The 14,416-nt window shown below is 43.0% G+C and carries 13 protein-coding genes and 1 pseudogene; 7 read left to right on the forward strand and 7 right to left on the reverse strand.

From position 1 onward, the window contains the following. The first annotated feature begins 135 nt into the window (after window positions 1-135). The 3 genes from M4S28_RS24660 (at window position 136) to M4S28_RS24670 (ending at window position 2,855) form a co-directional block, all read left to right on the forward strand. Window positions 136-288 (forward strand): hypothetical protein, encoded by a 153-nt coding sequence (locus tag M4S28_RS24660; RefSeq protein WP_249633136.1) that lies wholly within the window; start codon window positions 136-138, stop codon window positions 286-288. Window positions 289-548: 260 nt separating this feature from the next. Further along, the gene (yiaY, locus tag M4S28_RS24665) at window positions 549-1,697 is read left to right on the forward strand and encodes an L-threonine dehydrogenase (RefSeq protein WP_004730228.1); all 1,149 of its coding nucleotides are present in this window, start codon (window positions 549-551) and stop codon (window positions 1,695-1,697) included. Window positions 1,698-1,931: 234 nt separating this feature from the next. Further along, a complete protein-coding gene (locus tag M4S28_RS24670; protein ID WP_249633137.1) occupies window positions 1,932-2,855 on the forward strand; it encodes a hypothetical protein in 924 nt (307 codons plus the stop codon). 157 nt (window positions 2,856-3,012) lie between these two features. Here M4S28_RS24670 and M4S28_RS24675 read toward each other — a convergent pair whose 3' ends face one another. Further along, window positions 3,013-3,447 (reverse strand): YccF domain-containing protein, encoded by a 435-nt coding sequence (locus tag M4S28_RS24675; RefSeq protein WP_004730224.1) that lies wholly within the window; start codon window positions 3,445-3,447, stop codon window positions 3,013-3,015. Between the two features lie 247 nt (window positions 3,448-3,694). Between M4S28_RS24675 and M4S28_RS26485 the strand changes: the two genes are divergently transcribed. Further along, a complete protein-coding gene (locus M4S28_RS26485) occupies window positions 3,695-3,820 on the forward strand; it encodes a hypothetical protein (protein WP_017060906.1) in 126 nt (41 codons plus the stop codon). Window positions 3,821-3,942: 122 nt separating this feature from the next. Here M4S28_RS26485 and M4S28_RS24680 read toward each other — a convergent pair whose 3' ends face one another. Then, complete coding sequence (locus M4S28_RS24680) at window positions 3,943-5,019, reverse strand: threonine aldolase family protein (RefSeq protein ID WP_249633138.1); 1,077 nt, start codon at window positions 5,017-5,019, stop codon at window positions 3,943-3,945. Between the two features lie 303 nt (window positions 5,020-5,322). On the opposite strand from M4S28_RS24680, the gene M4S28_RS24685 reads away from it, so the two are divergent. The 3 genes from M4S28_RS24685 (at window position 5,323) to M4S28_RS24695 (ending at window position 9,632) form a co-directional block, all read left to right on the forward strand. Next, window positions 5,323-5,937, forward strand: a complete 615-nt coding sequence (locus tag M4S28_RS24685; RefSeq protein ID WP_017060908.1) for an NAD(P)H-dependent oxidoreductase — start codon at window positions 5,323-5,325, stop codon at window positions 5,935-5,937. A gap of 3 nt (window positions 5,938-5,940) precedes the next feature. Continuing rightward, entirely contained in the window at window positions 5,941-7,866 is a 1,926-nt protein-coding gene (locus M4S28_RS24690; protein ID WP_017092770.1) for a monovalent cation:proton antiporter-2 (CPA2) family protein, read from the forward strand. A 542-nt stretch (window positions 7,867-8,408) separates the two neighbouring features. Next, window positions 8,409-9,632, forward strand: coding sequence for a DUF819 family protein (locus M4S28_RS24695; protein ID WP_249633139.1), 1,224 nt, complete (start codon window positions 8,409-8,411; stop codon window positions 9,630-9,632). A 73-nt stretch (window positions 9,633-9,705) separates the two neighbouring features. Here the strand turns inward: M4S28_RS24695 and M4S28_RS24700 are convergent, their stop codons facing one another. The 5 genes and pseudogenes from M4S28_RS24700 to tdh (M4S28_RS24720) all read right to left on the reverse strand — a co-directional run bounded on the left by M4S28_RS24700 (window position 9,706) and on the right by tdh (M4S28_RS24720) (window position 14,325). Continuing rightward, window positions 9,706-10,551, reverse strand: coding sequence for a transporter (locus tag M4S28_RS24700; protein ID WP_249633140.1), 846 nt, complete (start codon window positions 10,549-10,551; stop codon window positions 9,706-9,708). A 173-nt stretch (window positions 10,552-10,724) separates the two neighbouring features. After that, window positions 10,725-10,859, reverse strand: a pseudogene (tdh, locus tag M4S28_RS24705) (L-threonine 3-dehydrogenase); the annotation flags it as partial. Window positions 10,860-11,049: 190 nt separating this feature from the next. Then, complete coding sequence (locus M4S28_RS24710) at window positions 11,050-12,465, reverse strand: BspA family leucine-rich repeat surface protein (RefSeq protein ID WP_249633141.1); 1,416 nt, start codon at window positions 12,463-12,465, stop codon at window positions 11,050-11,052. A 26-nt stretch (window positions 12,466-12,491) separates the two neighbouring features. Further along, a complete protein-coding gene (locus tag M4S28_RS24715) occupies window positions 12,492-12,929 on the reverse strand; it encodes a BspA family leucine-rich repeat surface protein (protein ID WP_102560557.1) in 438 nt (145 codons plus the stop codon). A 364-nt stretch (window positions 12,930-13,293) separates the two neighbouring features. Continuing rightward, window positions 13,294-14,325 (reverse strand): L-threonine 3-dehydrogenase, encoded by a 1,032-nt coding sequence (gene tdh, locus M4S28_RS24720; RefSeq protein ID WP_065105419.1) that lies wholly within the window; start codon window positions 14,323-14,325, stop codon window positions 13,294-13,296. Window positions 14,326-14,416: the final 91 nt, after the last annotated feature.

Raw genomic sequence — 14,416 nt, forward strand, 5'->3', positions numbered from 1 at the left:
ACCCTCAATTTTGTGAGCATGTATATAAATCTAATAATTTATAGAAAACAAGCCACAAGTCATGATGTATCGCAAATTTTGCCACATATTAAACCAATACCATACAAGAAATACACTTAGGTACCGGGAGGTACTATGAAGCACTTTTTACCGTCATCTGTCATGCTCACCCCTTTTCTTGTCAAATACTATGACGAGGAGCTAGAAGACACGCTTGATTCTGAAGAGTCACAAGAACCTCAAATTGAATGCAGTGACGACTCAGATAAAAAGTCGACACAAGACTGACTAGAGCAGCTTTCAATGAAAAACCTTATTTTTCATTGTTATAGAGCACCATTCTGCTCTTAGTTGAATCAATTTATCACTATCCATTACTGACAAAGAACACAGCCAAAATCCATGAAAACGATTGCTATATGAGCCCTATCACAACGACTAGCCACAAAGTGGTAGTTCGGAATCAAAGTTGTTCCAGATCAATGGTCGACCACTTGAATGCCGACAACATGTAGGAAATTAAAAATCATAATTAACGGAGTTTTCCAATGTCTACTGCATTTTACATCCCTACAATCAACTTCATGGGTACTGGCTGTCTGAAGGATGCTGCTGATAGCATTCAGTCTCAAGGATTCAAAAAAGGTCTGATCGTTACGGATAAGATCCTGAATCAAATTGGCGTAGTTAAGCAGGTACAAGATCTTCTTAGCCAGCGTGGCGTAGACGCAGTTATATTCGACGGTACTCAACCAAACCCAACCATTACTAACGTGAATGATGGCCTTGAATTGCTAACTGACAACAATTGTGATTTTGTCGTTTCTTTAGGTGGCGGTTCTCCACATGACTGTGCAAAAGGTATCGCTCTGGTTGCTTCTAACGGCGGCAAGATTGCTGATTACGAAGGCGTAGACCAATCTGAAAAGCCAATGATGCCACTGATTGCTATTAACACCACGGCTGGTACTGCATCTGAAATGACGCGCTTCTGCATCATTACTGATGAAGCTCGCCACATCAAGATGGCTATTGTGGATAAGCACACAACACCACTAATCTCAGTAAACGATCCTGAGTTGATGCTTGCTAAACCTGCATCACTAACGGCTGCAACAGGCATGGACGCGTTAACGCACGCAATCGAAGCTTATGTTTCTATCGCAGCAACGCCAATTACAGACGCTGTAGCAATTAAAGCAATCGAGCTTGTGCAAGCACACCTAAGAACAGCGGTAGCGCACGGCGAAGACATTGAAGCTCGTGAGCAAATGGCTTACGCGCAGTTCATGGCGGGTATGGCTTTCAACAACGCTTCACTAGGTTACGTTCACGCAATGGCGCACCAACTGGGTGGTTTCTACGACCTTCCTCACGGTGTATGTAACGCTATCTTGCTTCCCCACGTTCAACGCTACAACGCACAAGTTTGCCCTGAGCGTCTACGTGATGTGGCAAAAGCAATGGGTGTAAATGTTGAAGGTATGACAGCAGAGCAAGGCGCAGAAGCAGCAATCAACGCGATTGTTCAACTTGCAAACGACGTGAACATTCCAACTGGTATCGCGCAACTTGGTGCGAAGCTAGAAGATATCCCAACTCTGTCTGACAACGCACTAAAAGACGCTTGTGGTTTCACTAACCCTAAACAAGCGACTCACGAAGAAATCTCAGCGATCTTCGAAGCGGCAATGTAATCTAGCGACAAGTTATTCGAGCTAGAAACACGCGGCTCTTGCTAAAAACAAATAGCTAACACAAACGGGCTCACCTTCTGAGCCCGTTTTTTATCTGCCTGCCCCTTTCAATTCTTTGCCTTCACACAAACCAAGAGCGACGAATCACTAGCTACTCACCACTAAAAAGTCGCATTGTTGCAATCGCTTAGTTATAGTTAAACTATTGATATATAGAATGACAAACAGGTTCCATTGAGTCGTAAGATAGCTAGCACCTCATTATTAGCATCACTTCTTGCTTACTCCGCTCAAGCAGAGGAGCAAAATGAGTGCCACAGTCAGCCGTTAGAAGACGTCCCTGTCGAAAAAGCTTACCATTTCCTAAACAGTAAATTTTGCCAACCCGCTCTGTGGTTTGACAGCTTTTTTGTTGATGACCGCATTACCGAAGATGCCAGAGCTGGCACGTCCGTCCGTTGGTATAATGATTTTATTTACTCGGAAGGTGGCGAGGTCGACTACTCAACAAAACTCAAGGCGCGTCTGCATCTTCCCTTTGTGAGTAAACGCCTAAAGTTGATCTACGAGTCTGTCAGCGATGAAGAGTTCTTGGATTTTTTTCCGAATGATTCAGATGAATTGGAAAGTGCGTTAGGCCTGCGCTACGACGCCTATGCCAAGGGATATAGCAGCTTCAATATTAAGGTAACATTACGACCACGCATTGAAGCTCGCTATCGTTTTACCTACCCTCTCACAAACGATGTGGTATTCAGACTTACCCAGCGGGTATATCAAGAAAAACAAGAAACTGGCGAGATCACTGACGTCGATTTTGATCTTTCTTTAAGTGATGATTTCTTGGCTCGATGGTCAAGCTTTGCAGGGTACAACGACGATCTCAAAGGTTGGAACTATGGTACGGGATTAACCTTGTATCACTACCTTGCCCAAGACCAAGCACTTCAATATAGCGCTACAATTAATGCAACGGATGAGCCTCATAATCATTACGAATACGCTCAGGTTTCGGTTACTTACCGACAAAACGTATGGAAAGAGTGGCTGTTCTACGAACTCATCCCTCGCTATCAATGGGAACGAGAACCCCATGAGAAACATACCGAAGAAGCCAACATCACCCTTCGGCTTGAAGTCCTGTTCAACAATGTATAGCTCAATAACATGTAGCTCAACAATATGTAGATAAACCATGTTTAAACACTTGGCTATCACGAACAGCTAACTAACGTTTATAAGATTGATATAGCACCAATAAAAAAGCACATCATGCGATGTGCTTTTTCAGTTTAATCAGGCTGAGAGTATAATCTTAACCTTTGTAATTTCTTACTCGCGCCGCTTCTGCTTCACGTTTATCGACAACTGTCTTACCGATTGGCGCCAGCGAGATAACCGCGAGCTTAAGATGTTGAATCGCGAACGGAATACCAATGATGGTAATGAAACACGCCACAGCTGACATGATGTGACCGATTGCTAGCCAGATACCCGCAAATAAGAACCAAATCACGTTACCAATCACGCCTAGCGGGCTCGTACCTATGTCCATTTCATTGGTCAGCTCATCACGAGATATGGCTTCCTGACCAAATGGGAAGAATGAAAAGTTACCCATAACAAAACACGCTCTACCCCATGGAATACCAACGATGGTAAGGAATGCGAGCAGTCCGAAGAACCACCAAGCTAGTCCCATAAATACGCCACCGAACAGAAACCAAATGATGTTTCCTATTGTTTTCATTCTGTATTCTCCAAATCTTGTAATACTGTTTATTTCATATGCCGAGTAAGGCAATACTTGTTCTAATAGGTTCATTATTGTTGAACCTTTATGAACCGTTTATGAATCACTTACATTTTATGTGATTGATACACGCCACGAAACGCCAAATCCACATAGGGCTCATCGATTTTATTTGATACCATGCTCTTAGATTTTTAGTACCACAAAGCTAAACAGCTACAACAACTAATTGAAGGCCGAATTTATGAACAACACTGAGCAACCTAAAAAGAAAATGAAAAACTGGGTGCCAATCGTCTTCTTCGGACTTCTCAGCACAGTCCCAGTGTTCATGTTCTTAGTCGACGTGTACATCAACCAGTATATGTAACAGAGCCGGACATACTAGCTATATAAATGGATATAAGAACCCTTTCCTGTATCCATTTCAGTTCCAATTAGATCAGTTCTTCTTCAGTCAGCTCTTCTGTAATCAACTCAACTCTTCCGTGATTAAATCAGCTCTTCGTTAATCAAATCTAGAATGTCTATCAGCTCATGATCAGGCAAATTTAGTAAGTTATCCCCTACATACCATTCAATCTTACATTGGTTTGGCAACTCACTGATCGCTGGGTTTCCTATCCAAATCTTGTGTTTCTTCGCTATGTTATCTCTCACAATAATGCCGTCTTCGTAACTCACAGGTAAATAAAGATGAAGCATGTTGACCTGCGGTTGCTGCGGGTTAACCGTGAACTGAGGATAATCTAATAAGATTTGGTAGATCTGTTTTGTTCGCTCAAACAGTGATGGCATCAACTCTAATCGCTCATCAAACTGCATTGCAGCTGAAACCACATAAGGCGTTCGGTGATAAACATTGCCGCCCTGACGCTTCATCCACGCCGATGCTTTCGCCACAAAGGCTTTATCACCCAGTAACAATGAACCACCGAGGCCGTTCAGCCCCTTATAAAGCGAAACATAGGCACTATCAAAACCCTTGGCAATTTCGCTGTATGGTTTTTGGTAATACGCGCCGCATTCCCACAAACGCGCACCATCCATATGAAGGTGAATTGATTGTTCTTTGCAGTACTGCTTGATCGCTTCAAGCTCATCCCATTCTGGTAATTGGCCGCCGATTTCACGCATGGGTAATTCATATAGAGCGGCTGCAATCTCATCAGGCCACGCCTTTAAATCATCAACATTCCAAGTGCGAAATACGTTGCCGACTGGAAGTACGTTGAAGCGGTTTTGGAGCTGATACCCTTGGCGTTCATGACGCATAATATGACTCGATTCATGCATCGCCACTACAGGGTTTCTTTTCTCTTGGCACGCAATTTCTAATGCTGTGGGTTGATTCATGGTGCCGGTAATCACAAATACAGCCGCTTCATAACCTAGCAGTTCCGCGACTTTGTTTTCGAAGCTCTCGATAAACTCACCATCGCCGTAGCTATCATGGCTCACATTATGTGCCTCACACCATTCAGCCATCTGAGCGAATGTTTGTGCTGGAGTCGGTTCTAGGTGACCGGAAAGCAACAAATCACATTGTTGACGCAAGTCCATGCTCATAGTTTTTCCTTTATTCATTATCGTTCTATGTAGGGTTATTGGATTATTTACGTTACCCACCAACGGTGACATAAAATGCCCATATTCGCTTTTACTATTCGTGAATAATTAGTTTTACTCAGTCATCGGCGGCTTGTGCCGGAAATACTCAAATTGACGGATGTTTTATATAATTAAGTACCTAAAAACACACGCATCTAAATAGATAAGTATGGGCTAATTCGTTGTTGTTCAACCATTCTTCTATTATTGTATATCTATAATTCCAATAAATATTATTCGTTAATGGACAAAGAGGGCTATATGTCGAAAAATCGAGTCTTGGTGCTATTCGCCCACCCTTCTCAGCATCGCTCTGAAGCTAACAAACCCTTATTTGAACAAGCCAAACGCATTAACGGGGTTACGTGTGTCGACCTCTATGCTGAGTACCCAACCTTCAAGATCAATATCGACCGTGAACAGAAGCGCCTGTTGGACCATGACATCATCATTTTTCAGTTCCCACTATATTGGTACTCAACACCCGCGATTCTTAAAGAATGGCAAGACCTTGTTCTCGAATATGGCTTTGCTTATGGCACCGACGGTAATGAACTGCAAGGTAAAAGCTTGTTATGCAGTATCACCGCTGGTGGCAAGAAAGATGCTTATCAGACAGACGGTTATAACCACTTCACCATACGTGAACTGCTTCACCCAATCGAACAAACAGCATCTTTGTGCGGCATGAACTACTTGGCCCCATTGGCTTTATTTGGTTCACGTACTGCGTTGGAAGAAGGCCGAATTCAAGATCACGTAAACAGCTATAAAACACTTTTAGAGGCTTTTGTTGCGGGCGAAGTCGACCTTAAAAAGGCAAGCAAGGCTGAAAAGCTAAACCATTACGTTGATGAACTGATGAGCAGAGGTTAAATCATGACAGGATATTTTCTACAAGCATTTATCTATTTGCTTGCCGCAGTCATCGCGGTTCCTATCGCCAAAAGGCTTGGTCTCGGATCTGTGCTTGGTTACCTCATTGCAGGTGTTGTGATTGGCCCAATTATCGGTTTGGTTGGCGAAGAGACGACAACCATTCAACACTTTGCCGAATTCGGCGTAGTGATGATGCTGTTCTTAGTCGGGCTTGAACTTGAGCCTAAGATGCTTTGGGCAATGAGAAACCGTCTTATGGGACTGGGTGGCCTGCAAGTTGGCGGCACTACCGCGATTGTTATGGGTATTGCCCTATTCTTCGGGCAGCCTTGGACGATAGCACTCACCATCGGTTTGATCTTCGCACTGTCATCAACCGCGATTGTTCTACAAACATTCAATGAAAAAGGGTTGTCCAAAACTGAAGGGGGCAAGAACGCTTTCTCTGTTCTGCTATTCCAAGATATTGCCGTCATCCCTATGTTGGCGTTCATTCCTCTATTAGCGTTGCCAGAATTAATTGAAGCTGCACAAAGCGCGGTCGCTTCAGCTTCTGATCACCATGAAGAGTTAAGTCTCGTTGCGGGCCTACCCGGTTGGGCTTATGGCCTTGTGATCACGGCATCTATTGCGATTGTTGTTGTCGGCGGGCACTTCTTGAGTCGTCCACTGTTCCGCTTTGTTGCAAGCTCAGGTCTGCGTGAAATCTTTACTGCAACCGCACTGATGTTGGTAATTGGTATTGCTGCACTAATGAGCCTAGTCGGCCTATCACCGGCTTTGGGTACCTTCCTTGCGGGTGTGGTATTGGCGAACAGTGAATTCCGCCACGAACTTGAGTCTAATATCGACCCGTTTAAAGGGCTACTACTTGGCTTGTTCTTTATTACCGTAGGTGCAGGCATCAACTTTGATGTCCTATTCAACGACTTTGGTTTGATCATTGGCCTCACTCTTGGCGTTATGCTACTCAAAGCCTTGGTGTTATTTACGTTGGCGTTAATCTTCAAAATCAAAAACAGTGACCGTTGGCTGTTTACATTGAGCTTGGCGCAAGCCGGTGAATTCGGTTTTGTCCTACTGAGCTTCTCATCCCAAAACCATGTACTGCCAGCCGATATTGTTCAAACACTGTCGCTGGTTGTTGCACTTTCAATGTTCCTAACGCCAGGGTTATTCATTCTATTTGATAAAGTGATACTTCCTCGTTACGAGCAAAAGTCTAACGATCGCGAAGAAGATACCATCGAAGAGAAAGGTACGGTGATCATTGCTGGTATTGGCCGATTCGGTCAGATTGTTAACCGCTTATTGGTATCAAATGACGTCAATACTGTGGTTTTGGATCATCAAGCTAATCAAGTCGACTTGCTACGTTCAATCAACATCAAATCTTACTTTGGTGATGCGACTCGTCATGACTTATTGCATACCGCTGGTATCGAAGAAGCCGCGATGTTGGTTGTGGCTATCGACAACCAAGACTCAAGTGTTGAATTGGTCAAATACGTTAAACACAACTACCCTAAAGTGAAAGTCTTAGCGCGTGCATTCGACCGTGGTCATAGCTACCGCTTAAGAGAAGCGGGTGCAGACTTTGTGGAATCAGAGACCTACCATTCAGCTCTTGAAATGGGTGCAGAAGCCTTGCGCTCTTTGGGCCATCACCCATTCTTCGTTGAACAACAGAAATCGACGTATCAACGTGTTGAAAGCCGTAAGTCTGAAAAGCTCTACCAAGCTTGGTCTGAAGCGGAAGAGAACCCGCGCTACGACAACAACTACCGACAAATCTTCATTCACCTTGAAGAAGCAATGAAAGAAGATATGAAAAAAGACCGTTCAGACAAGCACTCTCGATCTGAACGAGGTTGGACACCGCCACCGAAAGGCTATGCAGATGGTTTTGAGGAAGAAGAGTCCTGAGCAGAACTCTAAATAACGGCGCTAGATAACCATACTAGGCAACCATCAAAAGCGGCTATTTAAGCCGCTTTTTCTTTCATTGACCCCCCTACAAAACGTCAAATGAGCATGAGTAGCGGGTGCTAAAACTCGTAATCCAAAAGATTTATGTGATCTAGCTAAAATTTTTAATTTCTGACCACATGGCAAAAGTGAATTCACTTTTTACATTATTGAAACATTCCAACCTCGCATAAACCACACCATAAACATGGCTATATATGCACTCATTTAGGTCATTCAATCATCGCCCCAATTCATAGCGACCACCCTCCAAGGCTTGAGTTACATTGCATATATCTAAATACGCTGCACAAGCCCCAATCAAACCATTCACCACGCAAATAAGTAGCGCGCTACATTCACAAATTCACCCCGTTAAAATTAACATAAACATTTCAAAATATGTCTATCGTTACAATTTGTAACGAATAGCGGTTATCGGTATAGTCCTGCAATTCAAAAAGTGAGACCTTTGCGCTCACCTTAAAGGAGATATAATAATGATTACTAATGATGCTGTAATTATGGGCATGTTAGCTGTTATTCTTGGCGGTGTTTTTATCACGGAAAGTAGCCAAAATAGCGCACTGAAAAAATTCTACTCGTTCGTTCCGGGTCTATTGCTCTGTTACTTTGTTCCTTCTCTACTGAACAGTTTAGGCATCATCGACGCATCAAACTCTAAGTTATACTTCGTTGCAAGTCGCTACCTCTTACCGAGCGCACTCGTTCTACTGATCATCTCAGCAGACCTACGTAAAATCTTTGGGCTAGGTTCAAAAGCCGTCATCATGTTCCTGACAGGTACTGTCGGTATTATCATTGGTGGCCCATTGGCTATCTTGATCATCGACCAAATTAACCCTGACCTTGTATCTGGTGATGTATGGCGTGGCCTAACAACGGTTGCAGGTTCTTGGATTGGCGGTGGTGCAAACCAAGCCGCAATGAAAGAAGTGTTTGAAGTAGACGACCAACTGTTCTCTGCGATGATTACTGTAGACGTAATCTGTGCCAACATTTGGATGGCAATATTACTTATTATGGCTGGCCGTCAGAAGAAGATTGATGCGTGGTTAAAAGCCGATACTTCATCTATCGAAGACCTAAAAGAAACCGTTTCTAAGTACCAAGAAGAAAACGCTCGCCCGACGACGACGACTGATCTCATGAAGATCACGGGAATTGCATTTGGTCTTACCGGCCTAGCTCACTTATTCAGTGACCTAATCGCACCTTGGATCTCGACCAACGCTCCAGAACTCGCGAAATACAGCCTTACATCAGGTTTCTTCTGGTTAATCGTAATGGTAACGACGTTCGCGCTCATCGCTTCATGCTTCAAATCAACACGCAGCCTTGAGCACAGTGGCGCGTCTAAAGTTGGCTCGGCATTCATCTACATCCTAGTTGCAACCATCGGTATGCAAATGGACGTGACAGCTATCTTAGACAACCCAGGTTACTTCTTCATTGGTATCACATGGCTAACTATCCATGCCATTCTAATGATTGTGATGGCGAAGCTTATCCGTGCACCACTGTTCTTCATGGCTGTCGGTAGCCAAGCTAACGTCGGCGGCGCAGCATCGGCTCCTATCGTAGCTGCAGCGTTCCACCCAGCATTAGCGCCAGTTGGTATCCTAATGGCTGTATTGGGCTACGCTCTAGGTACATACGGTGCCTACATCTGTGGCCTCATCATGCAGGCTGCTGCGGGTTGATAGAAGCGCTTCAATGCAGTAACACAAAAGGCTGAACGATGATCGTTCAGCCTTTTTCATTTCTACTCTTAGATTAATCAAACAAAGACGCCAGCTTATTTTCCACTACAGGACTGATATTAAAGCTCAACATAAAATCCGGACGTGTCTTTTCATCTTTCTCAATATAATAGTTCGCTTCAATGCCGAACTTCCAAGGACGTCCATTCAACACCGTTGTTTTAGTGACACTTATATTTAGTGGAACTTCTGCCTGATCCTTATTCCAGTCATACGAGAATGTCGGCGCAGAACCTACCGTCCAACCTCCACCTAAGATCTCTACCCAAAAAACTTGTGTCGATGTCTTGTTGATTCGAGTATCAGAATGGTCGGCTCCGTCTCCAGAAACACCATATAAGTGGTTTGGGAACATACCTATAACTCGTTCACCACTCGCCTTTCCGACCATAAACTCTGGCCCGACAGCAAATTGATCAGCCGTTAAGTCATTACTACCTGTAGGCAAAGAAGCAAAGAGACCGAAAGCGACAATAGTACCGCCCTCCATTTTAGGTGCATAAGCTAAATCAAATGAGATGTCAGTAACGCCTGATTGATCCATATGTTGGGAACTTGTTGGCGTATCCATATTGAAATCATTCTGAACATAAGAGATAGCCGGGCGGAAGATGACTTTGTCGCCATTATCCATAGGGAAAGGAAGAGTCGGTTGTAACACTGTAGCGAAGCTGTCTCCTCCTCCGTCATAACCACCGGAGTATTGGAGCTTTAAGTTAAGGCTCGCGTAAGCCGTGTTGGGGTTTGCAAGTTCCTTTGCTGCCTGCTCTGCTGTTTGATTACTTTCTTCATTAGCAATCGCGACAGTAGACGTTAATAATAATCCACTCATTATTACAGCAATTGATTTACAAGCCATTAAGCCCTCTCTAAATATAAACGCTATGTATTTACGCGTATTTTAAAGATTGCCGATATTCAAAATAGCCATTAGGCGACATGGGGATCTGTTCGCCCTCCAAAAACAAAAATGCCCCAAATTTCTTTGGGGCATTTTCACTGTAGAACTAGCTAAGGGTCTCCCCTATTCGCTTATTCCCAATCTAGGATTACTTTACCAGACATACCAGATCGCATCATGTCGAAGCCTTTCTGGAAGTCGTCCACTTTGTAGTGGTGAGTGATGATTGGTGTTAGATCTAGCCCTGACTGGTTTCGCGAAGCAATTATATGAAAATAGAGATAACGTCATTTAAAAATAATTACTTATATAGAAAACCAATGATGGCGACACTTTTCATTAGGTTTCTCGCGTTCTGGGTTGATATTATTGGTACTATTTAAAGACTGAATTTAACAAAAAGCTAGCGTTGCATTAACCAAGGCTAGCTTTTTCTTAGTTAAACCGATTAGAGAACTAATCTACAAAATACGGCAGTTGCTCTTCAGTCAGATCACTGCGTAACGCAAAATAGCTATGCTTAATCACCTTACTCACGTTCCAGTTGGTTAAGTCTTGGTTAAATGAACTTGCATTAGTAAACATGTAGCCCATATCAGTGACGTTCGCTGTGTTCCACAGCCCTAACGGTGAGTTAAATGCGCTTGCTGAACTAAACATACCATTCATGTCAGTTACGTTAACTGTGTCCCAATTTTCTATATCTTGGTTAAATGCCTCTGCGCGATCGAACATGGTCCCCATATCCGTCACATTAGATGTATCCCAGTTTCCTATATCTTGATTGAATACTCGAGCTCCCTCAAACAGGCTTTCCATACTCGTTACATTAACTGTATTCCAATGACCTATATCTTGATTAAATTCTTTTGCATAATAGAACATAAAATCCATATTGGTTACATTGGACGTATCCCAATGACCTATATCTTGGTTAAATACTTCTGCTCCCCAGAACATCCTCTTCATATTCATTACACTCGATGTATCCCAGAGACCGATGTCTTGGTTGAAGGCATTAGCCTCCTCGAACATTGAGTCCATAGAAGTAACATTTGATGTATTCCAGCGCCCTATTTCCTGGTTGAAGGCACTAGCTTTCTTGAACATACCATCCATAAGCTGCACATTCGATGTATCCCAATGACCTATATCTTGGTTAAATGCATATGCGCGCCAGAACATTTCAAACATCTCCACCACATTTGATGTATCCCAATAACCTATATCTTGGTCAAATGCATATGCTTCACCAAACATTCTTAACATAGTCACCACTTTTGATGTGTCCCAATGACTTATATCTTGGTTAAATACTTCTGCTCCGTTAAACATAGATTGCATAAACTTTACATTCGAAGTATCCCAAAAACCTATGTCTTGGTTAAATGCTTTTGCAGAAGAAAACATGTTACCCATATTGGTCACGTTCGAAGTATCCCAAGAACCGATGTCTTGGTTAAATGCTATTGCACTAGCAAAAGTGATTCTCATATTGGTCACATTCGAAGTATTCCAAGAACCGATGTCTTGGTTAAATGCACGTGCAGCCCAAAACATCTTACTCATATCAGTTACATTCGAAGTATCCCAATCGCTGATGTCTGCATTAAATGATTCGCGATTAGAAAATAAATTGCTCATTCTCGTCACCTGTGTGGTGCACAAGCGGATATGACCTTGCTCTAAATTATCTAACAAAGTCTTATTTTTAATTAGAGCGTTATCCACCACGACATAAACTTTGCCATTCTCAAACATCACTGAGTTAACGGCTTGGTCAGGGCACTTTACTGAGATATCAGCAGCAAAAGCAGTTTGGCTAGCAAGCGCGGCGGCGCCCACAAGAAGTGAGGTTATGGTTCTTTTCATTATATTGTCCTAGGGTTGAATAGACGTTATTGCGTAAAAGTTGGAAGGCTATCTTCAGACAGGCCACTGGCTTTAGCGAAGTCGGTATGACGAGAGACGCGCTTGACGTCCCAATAAGTTAAATCTTGGTTAAAGCGCTTGGCACCAGAAAACATGCGGTCCATATTAGTCACACGAGAGGTGTCCCAACGGCTGATGTCCTGATTGAAGTATTTGTTTTTAGAAAACAGGTCACTCATGTCTGTTACGTGAGTGGTACAGAGTTGAATGTTGCCATCCAGAAAGTTTTGCCAGTAGTCTGAATTGCGGATGAGTGCGTCATTGACGACCACAAACAACTCATCTTCTTGAACCATTACTGTTCCCGGTTTGTTTGACTCGCAGGTGACTGTTTTAGGCTCATTAGCTAAAGCTTGACTACAACTTAATAGCGCGCAGGTGGAAATAATTGAACGTAACTTCATAGTTAAAACCATGATTTAATTAAAATTAGTTAGGAATCATACAGAAAGCACACCTATCTATTTCACTATTTGGGTCTGCAATTTCACTAAAAAAGTGGAATTGCATTCACCATCCCAATAAATAACATTATTAATGACAGAACGCGTTATAAATAATCCTTTGTGTCGGAGTGCCACAATAATTAGTTAATCATCTAGCACATGTTTACCCTCGTTCACCACTTCGCACTCTGCCTTAAGCATTCAGCTCTTTTTTTTTTAGCCTTAAATAACGTTTTATCTACTCATTTAAAAACAAAAAAGGCGACAGTAATAACTGTCGCCTTTCTATTAAGCTTTTCTAAGTTAGCTTCCTAACTCAAAATTATTCCCAATCTAGGATTACTTTACCTGACATACCAGAACGCATCATGTCGAAGCCTTGCTGGAAGTCGTCCACTTTGTAGTGGTGAGTAATGATTGGTGTTAGATCTAGGCCAGACTGGATTAGTGAAGCCATCTTGTACCAAGTTTCAAACATCTCACGACCGTAGATACCTTTGATAACTAAGCCTTTGAAGATTACTTGGTTCCAGTCTACTGCCATGTCTGATGGTGGAATACCTAGCAGAGAGATCTTACCGCCGTGGTTCATGTTAGTCAGCATGCTGTTGAACGCAGATGGGTTACCAGACATTTCTAGACCTACATCGAAGCCCTCAGTCATGCCAAGATCAGCCATTACGTCTTCAAGCTTCTCTTCCATTACGTTTACTGCGCGAGTTACACCCATTTGACGAGCAAGGTCTAGGCGGTATTCATTTACGTCAGTGATTACAACGTGACGAGCACCAACGTGCTTAGCAACAGCAGCAGCCATGATACCGATTGGACCAGCACCAGTAATTAGCACGTCTTCGCCTACTAGGTCGAAAGAAAGCGCTGTGTGTACTGCATTACCAAACGGGTCAAAGATTGATGCTAGATCGTCAGAGATTTCTGCAGGGATCTTAAATGCGTTGAACGCAGGGATCACAAGGAACTCAGAGAACGCACCAGTGCGGTTAACACCAACACCTGTTGTGTTACGACAAAGGTGAGTACGGCCGCCACGACAGTTACGACAGTGACCACATGTGATGTGACCTTCGCCAGATACACGGTCGCCGATTTCAAAACCACGAACTTCTTGGCCGATGCCAACAACTTCACCTACGTATTCGTGACCTACTACCATAGGTACTGGAATTGTGTTTTGTGACCATTCATCCCAGTTGTAGATATGTACGTCAGTACCACAAATTGCGGTTTTCTTAATACGAATAAGAAGATCATTATGACCCATTTCAGGTTTTTCAACCTCGGTCATCCAGATGCCTTCTTCAGGCTTAAGCTTAGAAAGTGCTTTAATTTTCATAATGTTATCCAGTTCATCTCGCCTAACTGTAAGGCGAGAATCAAAAATCTATTGTTCTATTGGGTGTTGTTCTATCTAATTAAAGGATGCA

The organism is Vibrio sp. J383, from assembly GCF_023503985.1.
Taxonomy (GTDB): domain Bacteria; phylum Pseudomonadota; class Gammaproteobacteria; order Enterobacterales; family Vibrionaceae; genus Vibrio; species Vibrio splendidus.